The following is an 18,990-nucleotide window of genomic DNA, read 5'->3' as shown; positions in this document are numbered from 1 at the left end:
GAAGTTTTCTTTATTTAAAGCCAATCTTTTTTTTTGATAGGTCACCAATAAGAGGCGGACTGTCTGGAACGGTGGAAATATTGTATGATTTTATAGGTAGTAAGAAAACGGGAAAGACTAAGAAAATATGAATGTAAATGAGGCGATACACTTATGACAATTAATAAAAAGGATGTTGTTCATTTATTAGAAACGATTGCTATTTATATGGAGTTAAAGGGCGAGAACCCTTTTAAAACGGCTGCCTTTCGTAAAGCAGCAACGGCGTTAGAGACAAGTGATTTAACGTTGGATGAAATAGAGGATTATACCAAGTTACCTGGTATTGGTAAGGGTACTTCTGCAGTTATCACAGAGTTTGTAGAAGAAGGCACAACTACTGCACTTGATGAATTAAAGAAGGAAGTACCAGCAGGTTTGATTCCACTTTTGCAATTGCCGGGTTTAGGTGGTAAAAAAATTGCTAAATTGTATAAAGAGCTTGGGGTTAAGAATGCTGAAGATTTAAGGACAGCTTGTAATGATCATCAAGTACAAGCTTTAGCCGGATTTGGAAAGAAAACAGAAGAAAAAATTCTCGAAGCATTAGCTAATGTGGGTACTAGACCGGAACGCTTGCCTCTTGCTTTTATGCTACCGATTGCTGAGAAAATTGAAGGATTTCTATCTTCATTTATAGATATCGACCGTTTTTCTCGAGCAGGTAGTATTAGAAGAATGAGAGAAACGATTAAAGATTTGGACTTTATTATTTCAACAACGGTTCCTGCTTCAGTGAAAGAACAGCTTTTACAGATAGGTGAGATTAAAGAAGTGATTGCGGCAGGAGAAACAAAAGTTTCTGTAGTGCTTGCAGAAAAATATGATGTCTCTGTTGATTTTAGAATTGTAACTCCTGAAGAGTTTGCTTCTACACTTCACCATTTTACCGGTTCTAAAGACCATAATGTTCGTATGCGTCAATTGGCGAAGGAACGGGGAGAAAAAATCAGTGAGTATGGTGTAGAAGATATAGAAAAAGGAACGATTAAAACGTTCCAAACAGAAGAAGATTTTTATGCTCATTTTAAATTACCTTTGTTTCCTCCTGAAATTCGTGAAGATGGTAAGGAAGTTGAGACATATACTGCAAACACGCCACTTATAGAAAACGAAGATATCAAGGGCGATCTTCATATGCATACAACATGGAGTGATGGTGCTAATTCCATTGAAGAGATGATTGCTACCTGTCGCACAAAGGGTTATCGTTATATGGCTATTACGGATCATTCGCAATATTTAAAAGTAGCGAATGGATTAACAAAAGAACGGTTATTAAAACAAAAAGAAATCATTCACGAAATCAATGAAAAATATGATGATTTTCAAGTTTTGTCGGGGATAGAAATGGATATTTTACCGGATGGTTCCCTAGATTATGAAGATGATGTGTTGAAAGAGATGGATATTGTTATTGCTTCTATTCATTCAGCTTTTTCACAATCAGAAGAGCAAATCATGCACCGATTAGAAAATGCGATGAGAAACCCACATGTTGATATTATTGCTCATCCGACAGGGCGGTTGATTGGGAGACGGGATGGTTATGCAGTCAACATTGAGAAATTAATTGCATTAGCAAAAGAAACCAATACGGTACTTGAATTAAATGCTAACCCGAATCGGTTAGACCTTGCAACAGAAGCATTAAAATTAGCACAAGAATCTAATGTGAAGATTGTCATTAATACGGATGCTCATAAAACAGAAACACTCGATCATATGGAAGTGGGTGTATCAGCAGCAAAAAAAGCATGGTTATTAAAAGATACGGTGCTTAATACATTTGAAGCCGATGATTTATTACAGTTTTTAAAGAATCGTAAGTAAAGAGAGCGGATAGATACGGAAAATGAAGGGGGATTACTTCATGCAAGATAGAATTTTGAAAATGCTCGAATTTCATAAAGTGAAAGAACAGCTTTTAACCTATGTGTCCTCAAGCCTTGGGAAGAAAAAAGCGGAAGATTTAGTACCGTCAACAGATTTTTCCGAAGTGATTAAGTTGCAAAACGAAACGGATGAAGCAGCTCAAGTGTTACGTATGAGAGGTAGTGTACCTTTAGGGGGGATTTTTGACATTACTCCTCACTTAAAACGAACAAAGATTGGTGCAATGTTGAGTCCCCATGAACTGATGCAAATAGCCAGTACGATTCATGTAAGTCGACAAATGAAGCGTTTCATTGAAGATTTTGCTGATGAAGAAGAAAATGAAATACCAATCTTGTTCAGCTATAGCGAAAAAATCATTGTTCTAGCTGAGCTAGAAACGGCGATTAGAAATAGCATTGACGAAAATGGAGATGTACTTGATAGTGCGAGTGAAAACTTACGCCAATTAAGGACACAATTAAGAACGAGAGAGAGTCGGGTACGAGATAAATTAGAATCAATGATTCGTTCGTCCAGCGCACAGAAAATGCTTTCTGATGCGATTATTACTATTCGTAATGATCGTTTCGTTATTCCTGTTAAACAAGAATATCGTGGTCATTATGGTGGTATTATTCATGATCAAAGTTCTTCTGGGCAGACATTATTTATAGAACCACAGTCTATTGTCCAACTAAATAATGAATTACAAAATATCAGGGTAAAAGAGCAGCAAGAAATTGAGAAGATCCTGATTCAGCTATCATTATTAACGAATGAGTATAATAATGAACTACAAACTATTGTTTATGTTTTAGGTGAAATGGATTTTATGTTCACAAAAGCAAGATATGGAAAGAGCATAAAGGCAAGTAAACCATCTGTAAACGACAAAGGTCATATTAGGCTTTTCAAAGCTCGTCATCCATTGATTCCAGCCAATGAAGTCGTAGCGAACGATATAACGATGGGAGAAGCCTATTCTTCCATCGTTATTACGGGACCGAATACAGGTGGTAAGACAGTCACATTAAAAACAGTTGGTCTTTCTACATTGATGGCACAGGCAGGACTACAAATTCCTGCTTTAGACGGGTCAGAAGTAGCGGTATTTGGCGCTGTTTATGCTGATATCGGTGATGAACAGTCAATTGAACAGAGTTTAAGTACTTTCTCGTCACATATGGTCAATATAGTTGATATTTTAGAAAAAGTGGACGGTAATAGTTTAGTCCTTTTTGATGAATTAGGTGCAGGAACAGACCCGCAAGAAGGGGCAGCTTTAGCCATTTCTATTTTAGATGAAGTGTATAACAGAGGAGCTAAAGTCATTGCAACAACCCATTATCCCGAGTTAAAAGCCTATGGTTACAATCGTGAGGGGGTTGTAAATGCCAGTGTTGAATTTAATGTAGAAACGTTGAGTCCTACTTATAAATTATTGATTGGCGTTCCTGGTCGCAGTAATGCTTTTGAAATTTCAGGACGACTTGGTTTAAATGAAAGTGTAATTACCAATGCCAAGGAATATATAAGTGCTGATAGTAACAAAGTAGAAAATATGATTGCCTCATTGGAAAGTAGTAAAAAGCAAGCGGAGGCAGAGCGTGAAGAAGCATATGCATTATTAAAAAACGCTGAGAAGCTTCATAAAGATTTGCAAAAACAAATGGTTTCCTACTATGAAGAAAAAGATGGGCTAGAACAAAAAGCAAAGGAAGAAGCCGCATCTATTGTAGAGAAAGCGAAAGAAGAAGCAGAAAGCATTATTAGCGAACTTAGACAAATGCGCATAGAAAAGCATGCAGAAGTTAAAGAGCATGAACTGATTGAAGCAAGAAAACGTCTATCTGACGCCGCACCTGAAATAGTGAAGAAGCAAAAGAAAAAAAGTGCAAATCAAACTCATCAATTCCAGCCTGGAGATGAAGTAAAGGTATTAAGTTTCGGTCAAAAAGGCCAGCTATTAGAAAAACTAGCTGAAAAGGAATGGAGTGTCCAAATCGGCATTTTAAAAATGAAGGTGGAAGAAAAAGATTTAGAGTTTATTAAAACAACTAAGCCGGTGGAAACAAAACCAATGGCAACTGTAAAAGGAAAAGATTATCATGTTAGTTTGGAGCTTGACCTCAGAGGCGAAAGATATGAAAACGCTCTTTTGAGAGTCGAGAAATATATTGATGATGCTCTTCTAGCAGGTTATCCGCGCGTGTCTATCATTCACGGAAAAGGCACGGGTGCTCTAAGGCAAGGTGTGCAAGAGTATTTACGAAATCACCGTTCGGTCAAATCTATTCGTTTTGGGGAAGCTGGTGAAGGTGGAACTGGTGTGACTGTGGTAGAATTTAAATAGCGATTATCTTACACATGGATGAAAAAACATGTAAGCACAAAAAGAATTCATTAAAAATTTTTGGGGAGAACATAAAATGAATCAGTTTTGGGAAAATGAATTTGTTCATACCGCTGCCTACTTTAGTGTGGTTATTCTATGTATGATTGTCTTTTTAGCAGTATTTGAGCTTGTAACGAAATATAAGAATTGGGAAGAGATTAAAAAAGGAAATGTTGCTGTGGCAATGGCTACAGGTGGTAAGATTTTTGGGATAGCAAATGTGTTTCGTCATTCGATTATGCATAATGATCATTTACTTGTCATGATTGGTTGGGGTGTGTTCGGTTTTATTTTATTGTTAGTCGCTTATTTTGTTTTTGAATTCATGAGTCCGAAAATAAAAGTAGATGATGAAATACAAAATAATAATATTGCTGTTGGACTGATATCTATGATATTATCTATCGGAATTTCTTATATTATTGGTGCGAGCATATCTTAGGGAGCGTAATTGAATGGAGAGATTAGCAAAAATATTACTTGTATTATGCGTATTATTTATCTTAGCGGGCGTCATCTTTATGATATAAAGGAATTGATTCATTAATTAGATTTAGACAATTATTCGTATGTGGAATACAACGAATGGTTGTCTAGTTTTTTTTAAGTCAAAGAGCGCCATACTTTATTTACTCATACAACTTTTCTCCTTCCCTCATGGTGGCTATGGTTTGTGCTATTTAGCATAAGATAAAGAGGCATCTTTAGGAAATAAGGCACAGATTTATATAATTTCATTTGTCTTGCTTACAAGTGTATATTATAATAAAAAGTGAACAATTTTAAATGTTCTAAAAATATAATATTTGGGGAGGGTCGTAAATGTCTGAAGAAAAACCGTGGCTGAAGCTGTACCCTAATGAAATCCCATCAACACTTGCCTATCCAGAACAGCCTGTTCAGGAGTTTTTAGTTGCTGCCGCAAATGAGTTCCCTGAAAAAAAAGCCATTCACTTTATGGGGAAAGAATTTACGTATCGTTATGTCTATGAATCCGCTCTAAAAGTTGCAGGCTACCTGCAAAGTATCGGAATAACGAAAGGCGATCGAGTCGCTATCATGTTACCTAATACCCCGCAGTCAGTCATAAGTTATTATGGTGTTCTATTCGCAGGAGGAGTGGTGGTCCAAACAAATCCACTTTATATGGAAAGAGAACTTGAATTCCAAATGAAGGATTCAGGAGCGATTGCGATTATCACAATGGATATACTTTTTCCAAGAGTGACTAAAATACTACCTCAAACAGAATTGAAACATGTAATTGTAACCGCTATCAAGGACTTTTTACCATTTCCAAAAAATATTGTGTATCCATTTATTCAGAAAAAGCAATATGGCTTATCAGTCAATGTCAGACATGAAGGCAATTATCACTTATTAACAGAAATATTAAAAGGTGAAGCAAGACCAGTTCAAACATATGATATAGAATTCAATGAAGATTTAGCACTATTACAATATACAGGTGGGACGACTGGATTTCCGAAAGGAGTTATGCTTACCCACAAAAATTTAGTATCCAATGCTGCAATGTGTAAAGCATGGTTATATCAAACGAAAAAGGGCGAAGAGGTTATTCTAGGGATATTGCCATTTTTCCATGTATATGGTATGACAACTGTTATGATCTTAACAATTATGGAAGCTAACAAAATGGTTTTACTACCAAAGTTTGATGTTGAAACAACCTTGAAGACCATTCAGAAGCAAAAGCCAACACTTTTCCCAGGTGCTCCGACCATTTATATTGGATTATTGAATCACCCTAAAATTAAAGAATTTGACCTTTCTTCCATCGATTCCTGTATCAGTGGATCAGCGGCACTACCTGTTGAGGTCCAACAAAAATTTGAAGAAATCACTGGCGGTAAATTAGTAGAAGGATATGGGCTAACAGAGTCTTCACCTGTGACACATGCTAATTTCCTTTGGGATGAACCGAGAGTAAAGGGAAGTATTGGGATTCCTTGGCCAGACACTGATGCAAAAATTATGTCTACTGAAAATGGCGAATTTTTACCTGTTGGTGAAATTGGAGAGATTTGTGTAAAAGGTCCACAAGTCATGAAAGGCTATTGGAACCGTCCAGATGATACGGAACAAACATTAAAAGACGGCTGGTTATTAACAGGGGATTTAGGGTATATGGATGAAAATGGTTATTTTTATGTGGTTGACCGCAAGAAAGATATGATTATCGCCGGTGGATTTAATATTTATCCAAGAGAGATAGAAGAAGTGTTATATGAGCATGAAGCAGTCCAGGAAGTAGTAGCAGCTGGCGTGCCCCACCCTTACCGAGGAGAAACAGTTAAAGCTTATATTGTTAAAAAAGAGGGTGTCCATATTACAGAAGATGAATTAAATGAGTTTGCTAGAAAACACTTAGCTGCTTATAAGGTACCGAGAATTTATGAATTTCGTGAGGAACTACCTAAAACAGCAGTAGGAAAAATACTGAGAAGAGCTTTAATTGAGGAAGATAAAAAGAAATTTGCTGAAGAGCAAAATGAGGCGATCAAATAATCGGGCCAAGTGGCTCATTCTTTTTGAAACCTAGAGCTTGTCCACCTTAAAAACATAATAATTATGCAAAGTTTCTTGACAGAACAATCATTAGATAATAATATAATTTTATGAATGACTATTCATTCATTTTTATCATTCGGAATGGTTGTTCTGTTGATTAGGTGGAAACGAGTATCTCCATTCCGGTATACTCTTTGTTAGGAGCAAGAGTAATATAGGGGGAGAATGATTTTGAAGAAGAACAAACCAAAATACAGACAGATTATTGATGCGGCAGTGATAGTCATTGCTGAGAATGGCTACCATCAATCACAAGTTTCAAAGATTGCCAAACAGGCAGGCGTGGCTGATGGGACGATTTATTTATATTTTAAGAACAAAGAAGATATCTTAATTTCCCTCTTTGAAAACAAAATGGGTCACTTTGTTGAAATGATTGAGGAGAAAATAGCAGGAAAAGTAAGAGCAGCAGAGAAGTTATTAATGATGGTCGAAACCCACTTTCATATTTTATCTCAAGACAAACATTTAGCTATCGTGACACAATTAGAACTAAGGCAATCGAATATCGATTTACGGCAAAAAATTAATGCAATCTTAAAAGGTTATTTAGGCTTAATCGATTCAATCTTACTCGAAGGAAAAAAAATGGGTGAGTTTGCTAGTAATCTCGATGTCCGATTAGCTAGACAGATGATCTTTGGGACAATGGATGAAACTGCAACAACATGGGTGATGAATGATCAAAAATACGATTTAACTGCGTTAGCGCCCGAAGTTCATCGTCTTTTAATCAGTGGGTGCAAAAGCCAATAATTAAAAATAATAATGGAGGTAAGAAAAAGTGGAATACTTAAATTGGAAGATTGATAATGAAGTTGCAACAATTACCATTAATCGCCCTCCTGCCAATGCACTATCATCTGGGTTGATTGAGGAGTTAGGTGAAGTACTGGATCAGATTGAGCCAAACCAAGAAATTAGGGTGATCCTCATTCATGGAGAAGGCCGCTTCTTCTCTGCTGGAGCAGATATTAAGGAATTTACTTCTATCGAAAGTGGTGAAGGTTTCTCACATCTAGCAGAAAATGGACAAGGGCTCTTTGAGAGAATAGAAACCTTCAAGAAACCTATTATTGCAGCCCTTCATGGTGCAGCTTTAGGTGGAGGTTTGGAACTTGCAATGAGTTGTCATATTCGCTTAGTTGCTGAGAATACAAAAATGGGACTACCAGAATTGCAGCTTGGATTAATTCCTGGGTTTGCTGGTACACAACGATTACCTCGTTTTGTTGGAACGGCAAAAGCAGCTGAAATGATTTTAACGAGTGATCCAATTACGGGGTTAGAAGCTGTACAACTCGGTTTAGCCAATCATGCTTACCCTGAAGAAAAGCTGTTAGAAAATGCCTATTCAATGGCACAAAAAATCGCCAAAAAGAGCCCAGTATCTGTCGGTGCAACATTAGAATTACTGAATTATAGTAAATCCAACCGTTATTATGATGGGGTGAAAAAGGAAGCAGAACTTTTTGGTCAAGTTTTCGTAAGTGAGGATGCAAAGGAAGGTATTTCTGCTTTTGTTGAAAAGCGAAATCCAGTTTTCTCAGGAAAATAATTTTTTAAATATAAACGTTTTCATTACCAATTTTGTTTATAATCTATTATAATAGATTTAATAATTTAAATTGTTAAATAATAATCGATTTGAAAAGCATTTTTGGGAATAGGTTATTGTAAGACTGAGCATACGCTCAGTCAACAATTTAGTTTTATTTGTCAAAATCTTATGAAGCAATGGAATGTTTGTAAAATTAGGAGGCGAAACCATGAACATCTATGTACTAATGAAAAGAACATTTGATACAGAAGAAAAGATCACGATTTCAGGCGGTAAAATTAATGAAGATGGAGCAGAATTCATCATCAACCCTTACGATGAATACGCAATTGAGGAAGCAATCCAAGTTCGTGATGAACATGGTGGTGAAGTAACGGTTGTTTCTGTAGGGACAGAAGAAGCCGAGAAACAACTTCGTACAGCATTAGCGATGGGTGCTGATAAAGCAGTACTGATTAATACAGAAGATGACGTTGAAGAAGGAGATCAGTTTACGACTTCAAAAATTTTAGCTGAATTCCTTAAAGATAAAGAGGTTGATTTGATTATTGGTGGGAATGTAGCAATCGATGGTGGATCAGGTCAAGTTGGCCCACGCGTAGCGGAGTTATTAGCTATTCCTTATATCACAACCATCACTAAGTTAGATATTGAAGGTACAACAGCTACAGTTGTTCGTGATGTAGAAGGTGATTCTGAAGTAATTGAGACTTCTCTACCATTACTTGTCACTGCACAACAAGGTTTAAATGAACCGCGCTACCCTTCTTTACCAGGGATTATGAAAGCAAAGAAAAAACCTTTAGACGAAATTGAATTAGACGATCTTGATTTAGACGAAGATGATGTAGAAGCGAAAACAAAGACAATTGAAATTTCCCTACCACCGAAAAAAGAAGCTGGAAAAGTGCTTGAAGGTGAATTAGAGGATCAAGTAAAAGAATTAGTCAGTCTACTTCATAACGAAGCAAAAGTTGTCTAATAGTGAGCATAAAAGAATAAAAACGTTGGGGGTATAATAATGGCTAGAAAAGTTTTAGTATTAGGTGAAGTAAGAGAAGGTTCATTGCGAAATGTTTCTTTTGAAGCAGTTGCTGCAGCAAAAACATCTGCTGAAGGTGGAGAAGTTGTAGGTGTATTATTTGGTGATTCTGTAAGCGCTTTAGGAGCTGAATTCATTCAGTATGGAGCTGACCGAGTGGTAACAGTTGAGGATGAACTGTTAAAACAATATACATCTGACGGTTATTCTCAAGCCTTACTTGCCGTTATTGATCAAGAAGATCCTGAAGGAATTATTTTCGGACATACTGCTCAAGGTAAAGATCTTGCACCGAAGATTGCGGCAAAGTTAGAATCCGGTCTTATCTCTGATGTAACAGAGCTAGAAGTTGAGGGTGGTAACTTAGTCTTTACTCGTCCGATTTACTCTGGAAAAGCATTTGAAAAGAAAATTGTAACAGATGGACTTCTTTTCGCTACTATTCGTCCTAATAACATTGCACCACTTGAAAAAGATGAAAGTAGAAATGGAGATGTTTCATCTTTATCTGTAGAAGTTAAAAACTTGCGTCAAGTCATCAAGGAAGTTGTACGAAAAGCAACAGAAGGTGTAGACCTTTCTGAAGCGAAAGTCATTGTTGCTGGTGGACGCGGTGTGAAAAGTGAAGAAGGTTTCGAGCCGTTAAAAGAATTGGCAGATGTCCTTGGTGGTGCTGTTGGAGCTTCACGTGGCGCATGCGATGCAGACTACTGTGATTACTCACTTCAAATCGGCCAAACAGGTAAAGTAGTTACACCTGACCTTTATATCGCTTGCGGTATATCTGGTGCGATTCAACATTTAGCTGGGATGTCCAATTCAAAGATTATTGTTGCCATCAACAAAGATCCAGAAGCGAATATTTTTAAAGTAGCGGATTATGGTATTGTGGGCGACTTATTCGAAGTCCTTCCATTACTAACAAAAGAGTTTAAAGAATTACTTGTAAATGCATAATTTTCGTTTACATCTGATATGAGCGGGTAGAATTTTACTACTCGCTTCTTTACTATGTTGGCAAAAAGATTAATGTTGAATAATATAGACATTGAATCCTTTTTAAAGGTTCAGTATGATACAATAAAAAAATGGGTAATCTATACGAGCAAAATAATAGCATCCATTATTAATCGATGATATACTTTCGATAAGATTTTTTAGTTATTTATTAGGAGGATATAAATATTATGGCTATCACACATGCAACAGATCAAAACTTTACTGCTGAAACTGGTTCAGGTCTTGTACTTGCAGACTTCTGGGCACCATGGTGCGGACCTTGTAAAATGATTGGACCAGTTCTTGAGGAAATTGATGGAGAAATGGGAGATAAAGTAAAAATCGTTAAACTTGATGTTGACGATAACCAAGAAACTGCTGGTAAATTTGGAGTTATGAGCATCCCGACTCTCATCGTGTTTAAAGATGGTGCAGAAGTAGATAAAGTGGTTGGTTTCCAACCGAAAGAAGCATTAGTTGAATTGCTTCAAAAACATGGTGCATAAGAAGTACCATAAAACAAACCCCGGCTTCTACTTTTAGAAGATCGGGGTTTTTTTTACAGTACAAGTATGGCAAAATCAGTAAGAAGGGTATGGTTTCCTCCTGCAATGATATTCTTTTTAGGTATGGATGTGACAGCTAACTATGAATGATAATATAAAAAATAAATTACCTTTATTACCAGCTCAACCAGGTTGTTATTTAATGAAAGATCGCCAAGGGACAATTATTTATGTCGGTAAGGCGAAAGTGCTTCGTAATCGGGTTAAGTCCTATTTTACCGGTTCACATGATGGAAAGACATTAAGGCTTGTAAATGAAATTGACGATTTTGAATATATCGTGACCTCTTCCGATATGGAAGCGTTATTATTAGAGTTAAATTTAATTAAAAAGCATGATCCCAAATATAATGTCATGCTAAAGGATGATAAAAGTTATCCTTTTATTAAATTAACAAATGAAAGACATCCGAGATTAATTACCACGAGAAAAGTAAAAAAAGACAAAGGGAAATATTTTGGGCCATATCCAAATGTGCAGGCGGCCAATGAAACAAAAAGATTATTAGATCGCCTTTATCCTTTAAGAAAATGTAACACCTTACCAGATAGAGTTTGTCTATACTACCATATCGGACAATGTCTAGCTCCTTGTGTAAATGAAGTAAAATCTGACACATACAAACAAATGACAGATGAGATTACTCGTTTCTTAAATGGTGGTTATAAAGAAATCAAAAAAGAACTTTCAACGAAAATGGAAGAAGCGTCCGCAGCGCTAGAGTTTGAGAAAGCAAAGGATTTCAGAGATAAAATTATCCATATAGAAACGACGATGGAAAAACAAAAGATTACAATGACGGATTTTACTGACCGAGATGTGTTTGCTTATGCGGTTGATAAGGGTTGGATGTGTGTACAAGTATTTTTTATTAGGCAAGGGAAACTTATTGAAAGAGATGTATCTATGTTTCCAATCTATAATGAGCCTGAAGAAGAGATGCTCACCTATCTCGGCCGTTTTTATGAACAAGCTAATCATTTTAAACCAAAGGAAATTTACTTGCCAGACTCTGTTGATGTGACGATGGCTGAGCAGCTTTTGGATGTAAAAATATTTATTCCTCAAAGAGGGAGAAAAAAAGAACTAGTGAAACTTGCCTATAAAAATGCAAAGATTGCTTTAAAAGAAAAATTCTCGCTTATTGAACGTGATGAGAAAAGAACGGTGAATGCAATAGAAAGCTTAGGTGAGGAGCTAGGAATTTACACACCCTATCGCATTGAAGCTTTTGATAACTCCAATATCCAGGGTACCGATGCTGTCTCAGCAATGATTGTCTTTATCGATGGTAAGCCTGCAAAAAGGGAGTATCGGAAATATAAGATTAAGTCAGTTAAAGGACCAGATGATTATGAATCTATGAGGGAAGTGACGAGACGGAGATATAGCCGGGTTTTAAAAGAAGGGCTACCCCTACCTGATTTAATTATCATTGATGGTGGAAAAGGACATGTTGAAGTCGTTCGAGATGTGCTTGAGAATGAACTCGGTTTAGATATTCCACTAGCAGGATTAGTCAAAGATGATAAGCATAAAACATCTCAACTTCTTTATGGAAATCCATTAATGATCATTCCCCTCGCTCGAAATAGCCAGGAATTTTATTTATTACAACGTATTCAAGATGAAGTGCATCGATTTGCGATTACATTTCATAGACAAGTTCGTGGAAAGAGTGCATTTCAGTCACTTCTTGATGAAATTGATGGTATTGGGGAAAAAAGAAAAAAGCAGTTATTAAAAGATTTTGGTTCTGTAAAAAAAATGAAATCAGCTAGTGTAGAAGACCTTAGGGAATCTGGCTTACCATTAAAAGTTGCACAAGAACTTTATGAAAAGTTACATGAATAGACATTGTCTGAAAAAAACAAATATGGTATAGTGTTTTTAACTTTATATCAAATCACTTTTTAACTTGAAAGTGAAGGTAGAGGTGCGAGTTTCATTAGTAAAAGTTCCTTAGAAGATTGAGCTTCGTTTGAAGGACTTTGAAAGGGAATATTCGCCGAAGTGAAGAAAGACTCAATATTTTCTTCGCTGGTTCTGCATTGAATAAATGCAGGATTGTCAAGACTATCTGTCTTGGAGGGCTATCTCACTGTGTGTACGTAGATTGTTCATACGTTTGACTACACAGCAATGGGATGGGTTTCATCTCATTGCTTTTTTTTATGCCGAATATGGGTAGAAATGTGTTGGTTGTACATACAGGCGGCAGGGAATAAAAACGAATGACTTGAAAGTAGGGGAGAAAAGTGGGCTTAATTGTACAAAAATTTGGTGGAACCTCCGTAGGCTCGGTTGATCATATTCAAAATGTAGCCAACCGTGTCATTGAAGAAAAAAATAATGGTAATGATATCGTTGTTGTTGTGTCGGCTATGGGCAAAACGACTGATCAATTAGTTGGTATGGCAAAAGAATTATCACCCGCTCCGAGTAAGAGAGAAATGGATATGTTGTTATCTACAGGTGAGCAAGTTACGATCTCTTTATTAACAATTGCACTAAATTCAAAAGGTTATGAGGCAACTTCCTATACGGGCTGGCAAGCAGGGATTAAAACGGAATCAGTACATGGTGACGCAAGAATCACTGATATTGACACAAAACCTGTTTCACAAGAGTTAAAGAAAGGGAGAATTGTTATCGTAGCGGGTTTTCAAGGTTTAAGTGAGACTGGCCAAATAACGACATTAGGTCGGGGTGGCTCTGATACAACAGCCGTAGCTCTTGCAGCAGTATTAAAAGCGGACAAATGTGATATATACACCGATGTAACAGGTGTATTCACAACTGATCCACGCTATATAAAAAATGCAAGAAAGCTTCCATCTATCTCATACGATGAAATGCTTGAATTAGCTAATCTTGGTGCAGGCGTTCTACATCCAAGAGCAGTTGAGTTTGCAAAAAATTACAATGTAAAGCTTGAAGTACGTTCTAGTATGGAACGAGAAGAAGGTACAATTATAGAGGAGGTTGCGGAAATGGAAGAGAACTTAGTTGTTAGAGGGGTTGCTTTTGAAGATGATATTACAAGGGTATCTGTACTAGGGATTAAAGACCCTTTAATAAGCCTTTCATCCATCTTTTCACTCTTGGCGAAAGAACATATAAATGTTGATATTATTATACAAAGTATTACAGATGATAAATCATCAGGCTTATCTTTTTCAATTAAAAACCAAGATCTTACAGAGACTGTAAAAATACTAGAAAAAAATCGAGAAGCATTAAGTTATGATCAGATTGAATGGGAATCACAATTGGCGAAAATCTCGATTGTCGGTTCAGGAATGATTTCAAATCCTGGAGTAGCAGCTGAGATGTTTAATGTATTAGCTGCTAATAACATCGTTGTAAAGATGGTCAGTACATCTGAAATAAAGGTCTCGGCTGTGATCGACCAAGCGCATATGTTAAATGCTGCTCAAGCTTTACATCAAACGTTTAATTTAGCTGGGGATTTAATAAAAAATTAAATGAGCTAGCAGTAGTATAAGATAGGAAAATCCAAACACCATTTAAACGCCTTAAAAAGAATGATGTTTGGATTTTTTTTACTGTTGGGTATATTTATTAGGTGTGGATAAAGTCCTTTTTATCCCATTTGACTGTGAAGAGGACCTTTCCACCTTTTTTACGTGGGTGCTCGAATGTTTCGCAAATCACTTCTTTTTTCTGTTCGATTTGTTGAGCAATAAAACCAGCTTCTAATTGGAATGTTGCGTGAGCATTTTCTTTACAGCGCTTTTGAATGACTTCACTTGTTAACTCGTATTCGATTTCTTTTTTGTTTTCGAGGTTTTTCGTTAATTTTCCCCAACCAGCCTCGACAAAGAAGCTGAATAAGTCTTCTTCTGTTTGAAGAGGATATTTACGTGCTAGTCTCTTGCCTGCCCAGTATAAGATATCTGGTGCGTCTTTACCTAGTAAATCATGTAAAAGTTCTTCTCTAATTAATTCATAGCCAAAGGATGAAATCATTTCTTTGTTTGGTTCAATTGATTCTGCCATGTTTTCGGTTTGTTCTATTTGGGCTTCTTGAGATGGCATATTATGCTAAATCTCCCCTCTTTCATAAAGTCTAATATATACAATTTACTTGGAAAAAACGAATACGTACAGTGAAAAGGGAAAAATTTTTAGTTTGTAAAACTGGTGTAAATTATGGGAATAATCTTAACACTAATAATAATCTAATGTAAATGCATTTTTATGCGTAAAATATGAATATTATTGCGTGATTTAAGCTATTTTAATATACCGCCAAATAGGGTTGAAAAAACTATATCATTGGTTTTTTGAGTGAAACTAGAATAGAAAAAATTTTCGTAATATCGACAAAATCTGTATCCGTTTTCTTGACGCTAATGGGCGATGGGAGTAAAATGGACATGTCATATAAATGTTTTGAAAATGATTTGCATTTTCTTAGTGATGCGAAGGATTTGTTATGTACATATTCAGCGTGTCATGCTACAAATTCAAGGGGGTAAACTTATGGCGGGTAATCGAGAGTTTTTAAATCGCAGATTGCATTCATTACTTGGAGTTATACCTGTTGGGGTCTTTCTGATCCAACACTTAGTAGTGAACCATTTTGCAACTAGGGGAGAAGAGGCATTTAATAGCGCATCACATTTCATGGAAAGTCTTCCTTTTAGATATTTCCTAGAAATATTTATTATTTTCTTACCTTTGTTATATCATGCAATTTACGGTCTTTACATTGCGTTTACAGCAAAAAATAACACTTCAAGATTCGGATTTTTCCGAAACTGGATGTTCTTAGTTCAACGTGTAACCGGTGTAATTACATTGATTTTCATCGTTTGGCATGTTTGGGAGACTCGTATTGCAGCAATGTTCGGTGCCGAAGTAAATTATGATATGATGGCTGATATTTTGTCTAGCCCATTCATGTTAGCATTTTACATCGTTGGTGTATTATCTGCAATTTTCCACTTTGCAAATGGTTTATGGTCCTTCATGGTAAGCTGGGGAATTACAGTATCTCCTAGATCACAATTGATTTCAACTTATGTAACTTTAGTCATTTTTATCGCATTATCAATTGTAGGTATTCGTGCTATTTTTGCTTTCGTGTAATGAATACATACATTTTTCTATAATTTGTTCGGTTTTTTTTAGAGGTATTAGTATTAAGGGAGTGAGTCAGATATGGGTAAAGGAAAGGTTATTGTTGTCGGTGGCGGATTAGCCGGATTGATGGCAACTGTTAAAATTGCTGAAGCTGGCGGACAAGTAGAATTATTTTCTTTAGTGCCGGTTAAACGTTCTCACTCTGTTTGTGCCCAAGGTGGTATTAACGGAGCAGTAAATACAAAAGGTGAAGGGGATTCTCCTTGGATTCACTTTGATGATACAATTTATGGTGGTGACTTCTTAGCTAACCAACCTCCAGTTAAGGCAATGGCAGAAGCAGCACCTGGAATTATTCACTTATTCGACCGTATGGGTGTTATGTTCAACCGTACACCTGAAGGGTTATTAGATTTTAGACGCTTTGGCGGAACACAGCATCACCGTACTGCTTTTGCTGGTGCGACAACAGGTCAACAATTGCTTTATGCATTGGATGAGCAAGTGCGTCGTCACGAAGTAGCAGGGTTAGTAACAAAATATGAGGGTTGGGAGTTCTTGGGAACTGTCATTGATGATGACGGAGTTTGTCGCGGGGTAGTAGCGCAAAACCTACAAACAATGGAAATCCAATCATTCGCAGCAGATGCTGTCATTATGGCTTCTGGTGGACCGGGAATTATTTTTGGTAAATCAACTAACTCTATTATTAATACAGGCTCTGCTGCATCAATCGTTTATCAACAAGGCGCGTATTATGCAAATGGTGAGTTCATTCAAATCCATCCAACTGCTATACCAGGAGATGACAAACTACGTCTAATGAGTGAATCTGCACGTGGTGAAGGTGGTCGTGTTTGGACATATAAAGACGGGAAACCTTGGTATTTCTTAGAGGAAAAATATCCGGCATACGGTAACTTAGTTCCTCGTGATATTGCTACACGAGAAATCTTTGATGTTTGTGTAAACCAAAAACTAGGTATCAATGGTGAAAACATGGTTTACCTTGATCTTTCACATAAAGACCCGAAAGAATTAGATATTAAATTGGGTGGTATTATTGAAATTTACGAGAAATTCCAAGGTGATGACCCTCGTAAAGTACCAATGAAAATCTTCCCAGCTGTTCACTATTCAATGGGTGGTTTATGGGTAGATTATGATCAAATGACAAATATCCCTGGATTGTTTGCTGCAGGTGAGTGTGATTATTCACAACATGGTGGTAACCGTCTTGGAGCTAACTCATTGCTTTCTGCCATTTATGGTGGTATGGTTGCTGGACCAAAAGCGCTTGAATATATTGAAGGATTAGAGAAATCAAGTGAAGATTTATCTTCTTCATTATTCGAAGGTGCAGTTCAACAAGAACAAGAGAAATGGAATAAAATCATGTCTCTTGATGGAACAGAAAATGCATATATCCTTCACAAAGAACTTGGTGAATGGATGACTGATAATGTAACAGTTGTTCGTCATAACGATCGTTTATTAAAAACAGATGCTAAAATTGTTGAATTGTTAGAGAGATATGAAAATATCAACATTAACGATACAGCAAAATGGAGTAACCAAGGGGCGGCGTTTACTCGTCAATTACAAAATATGCTTCAATTAGCTCGTGTTATTACAATTGGTGCATATAACCGTAACGAAAGCCGCGGTGCCCATTATAAACCAGAATTCCCTGATCGAAATGATGATGAATTCTTAAAAACAACTATGGCTAAATTCGTTGATGGCAAATCAGCGCCACAATTCCATTACGATGAAGTGGATATCAGCTTGATTAAGCCACGTAAACGTGACTATACAACGAAACATTAAGAGAAAACTCGATGAAAGGGGAGTAATTAATCGTGTCAGAAGCAGCAGTAAAGTCTAAAACCGTATTATTTCAAATTACAAGACAAGATGGTCCTGATTCAGATTCTTATGTAGAAGAATTTGAACTTGATTATCGTCCAAATATGAATGTGATCTCTGCTCTAATGGAAATTCGAAGAAACCCGGTAAATACAAAAGGGGAGCATACAACACCAATTACTTGGGACATGAACTGTTTGGAAGAAGTTTGTGGAGCTTGTTCTATGGTCATTAATGGCAAACCGCGTCAATCTTGTACAGCTCTGATCGACCAATTAGAACAACCAATTCGTTTAGCACCAATGAAAACATTCCCGGTAGTACGTGATTTACAAGTTGATCGTAGTCGCATGTTTGATTCATTGAAAAAAGTAAAAGCATGGATTCCGATTGATGGAACATATGATTTAGGTCCAGGGCCTCGTATGCCAGAGAAAAAACGCCAATGGGCTTATGAATTATCAAAATGTATGACTTGTGGTGTATGTTTAGAAGCGTGTCCAAATGTAAACAGCAAATCTGATTTTATCGGACCGGCACCACTTTCTCAAGTGCGTTTATTCAACTCTCATCCAACGGGTGAAATGAATAAGGCAGATCGTTTAGAGGAAATTATGGGTGACGGTGGTCTTGCTAACTGTGGTAACTCACAAAACTGTGTGCAATCTTGCCCTAAAGGTATTCCTTTAACAACATCAATTGCCGCGCTTAACCGTGATACAACATTACAATCTTTCAAAAACTTCTTTGGAAGTGACCGTGTGTAATAGATTTTATAGAACACTGAGGCTTATAGCCTCAGTGTTTTTTTTATCCAGTAAAAGGGTAAGAGTGTGATCTTCGTTTGAAGGAGCAATATTTTAATAGTTATTAAGCAATTCGTACTGAAAATTCATAATAATAAAACAAAATACCTATTAATTGATGAATGAAGAA

At 36.6% G+C, this 18,990-nt stretch carries 15 protein-coding genes and 1 riboswitch; of the genes, 14 read left to right on the top strand and 1 reads right to left on the bottom strand.

The window, feature by feature from the left end; translation table 11 throughout:
• The first annotated feature begins 153 nt into the window (after positions 1–153).
• The 11 genes from polX to MKX67_RS16875 all read left to right on the top strand — a co-directional run bounded on the left by polX (position 154) and on the right by MKX67_RS16875 (position 14,561).
• Entirely contained in the window at positions 154–1,872 is a 1,719-nt protein-coding gene (gene polX, locus MKX67_RS16925; protein WP_342488478.1) for a DNA polymerase/3'-5' exonuclease PolX, read from the top strand.
• Between the two features lie 40 nt (positions 1,873–1,912).
• The gene (locus MKX67_RS16920) at positions 1,913–4,270 is read left to right on the top strand and encodes an endonuclease MutS2 (protein ID WP_307312691.1); all 2,358 of its coding nucleotides are present in this window, start codon (positions 1,913–1,915) and stop codon (positions 4,268–4,270) included.
• A gap of 76 nt (positions 4,271–4,346) precedes the next feature.
• Positions 4,347–4,754: a DUF350 domain-containing protein gene (locus MKX67_RS16915; protein WP_095372340.1), complete on the top strand. Its 408-nt coding sequence runs from the start codon at positions 4,347–4,349 to the stop codon at positions 4,752–4,754.
• A 380-nt stretch (positions 4,755–5,134) separates the two neighbouring features.
• On the top strand, positions 5,135–6,841 hold the full coding sequence (locus MKX67_RS16910) for an AMP-binding protein (protein ID WP_322909656.1): 1,707 nt from the start codon (positions 5,135–5,137) through the stop codon (positions 6,839–6,841).
• Between the two features lie 234 nt (positions 6,842–7,075).
• A complete protein-coding gene (locus tag MKX67_RS16905; RefSeq protein ID WP_340975840.1) occupies positions 7,076–7,660 on the top strand; it encodes a TetR/AcrR family transcriptional regulator in 585 nt (194 codons plus the stop codon).
• A 28-nt stretch (positions 7,661–7,688) separates the two neighbouring features.
• Entirely contained in the window at positions 7,689–8,462 is a 774-nt protein-coding gene (locus MKX67_RS16900; RefSeq protein WP_342488475.1) for an enoyl-CoA hydratase, read from the top strand.
• Between the two features lie 211 nt (positions 8,463–8,673).
• Positions 8,674–9,447: an electron transfer flavoprotein subunit beta/FixA family protein gene (locus tag MKX67_RS16895; RefSeq protein WP_095372344.1), complete on the top strand. Its 774-nt coding sequence runs from the start codon at positions 8,674–8,676 to the stop codon at positions 9,445–9,447.
• Between the two features lie 39 nt (positions 9,448–9,486).
• Positions 9,487–10,464, top strand: a complete 978-nt coding sequence (locus tag MKX67_RS16890; RefSeq protein ID WP_340975837.1) for an electron transfer flavoprotein subunit alpha/FixB family protein — start codon at positions 9,487–9,489, stop codon at positions 10,462–10,464.
• 230 nt (positions 10,465–10,694) lie between these two features.
• Entirely contained in the window at positions 10,695–11,012 is a 318-nt protein-coding gene (gene trxA / locus MKX67_RS16885; RefSeq protein ID WP_095372346.1) for a thioredoxin, read from the top strand.
• Positions 11,013–11,154: 142 nt separating this feature from the next.
• Entirely contained in the window at positions 11,155–12,927 is a 1,773-nt protein-coding gene (gene uvrC / locus MKX67_RS16880) for an excinuclease ABC subunit UvrC (RefSeq protein ID WP_095372347.1), read from the top strand.
• 69 nt (positions 12,928–12,996) lie between these two features.
• Positions 12,997–13,177, top strand: a riboswitch (Lysine riboswitch).
• Positions 13,178–13,331: 154 nt separating this feature from the next.
• Positions 13,332–14,561 (top strand): aspartate kinase, encoded by a 1,230-nt coding sequence (locus MKX67_RS16875; protein ID WP_095372348.1) that lies wholly within the window; start codon positions 13,332–13,334, stop codon positions 14,559–14,561.
• Between the two features lie 97 nt (positions 14,562–14,658).
• Here MKX67_RS16875 and MKX67_RS16870 read toward each other — a convergent pair whose 3' ends face one another.
• Positions 14,659–15,135 (bottom strand): YslB family protein, encoded by a 477-nt coding sequence (locus MKX67_RS16870; RefSeq protein ID WP_340975833.1) that lies wholly within the window; start codon positions 15,133–15,135, stop codon positions 14,659–14,661.
• A 447-nt stretch (positions 15,136–15,582) separates the two neighbouring features.
• Here MKX67_RS16870 and MKX67_RS16865 point away from each other — a divergent pair, with 447 nt between their 5' ends.
• The 3 genes from MKX67_RS16865 to sdhB all read left to right on the top strand — a co-directional run bounded on the left by MKX67_RS16865 (position 15,583) and on the right by sdhB (position 18,821).
• Complete coding sequence (locus MKX67_RS16865; RefSeq protein WP_095372349.1) at positions 15,583–16,191, top strand: succinate dehydrogenase cytochrome b558 subunit; 609 nt, start codon at positions 15,583–15,585, stop codon at positions 16,189–16,191.
• A gap of 72 nt (positions 16,192–16,263) precedes the next feature.
• Complete coding sequence (gene sdhA / locus MKX67_RS16860) at positions 16,264–18,015, top strand: succinate dehydrogenase flavoprotein subunit (protein WP_095372350.1); 1,752 nt, start codon at positions 16,264–16,266, stop codon at positions 18,013–18,015.
• A gap of 32 nt (positions 18,016–18,047) precedes the next feature.
• A complete protein-coding gene (gene sdhB, locus MKX67_RS16855) occupies positions 18,048–18,821 on the top strand; it encodes a succinate dehydrogenase iron-sulfur subunit (protein WP_095372351.1) in 774 nt (257 codons plus the stop codon).
• The last annotated feature ends 169 nt before the right edge of the window (positions 18,822–18,990 follow it).

The organism is Cytobacillus sp. FSL W7-1323, from assembly GCF_038595015.1.
Taxonomy (GTDB): domain Bacteria; phylum Bacillota; class Bacilli; order Bacillales; family Cytobacillaceae; genus Cytobacillus; species Cytobacillus kochii.
Note: the sequence above shows the minus strand (reverse complement) of the source record. Positions and strands in the feature narration are given on the sequence as shown.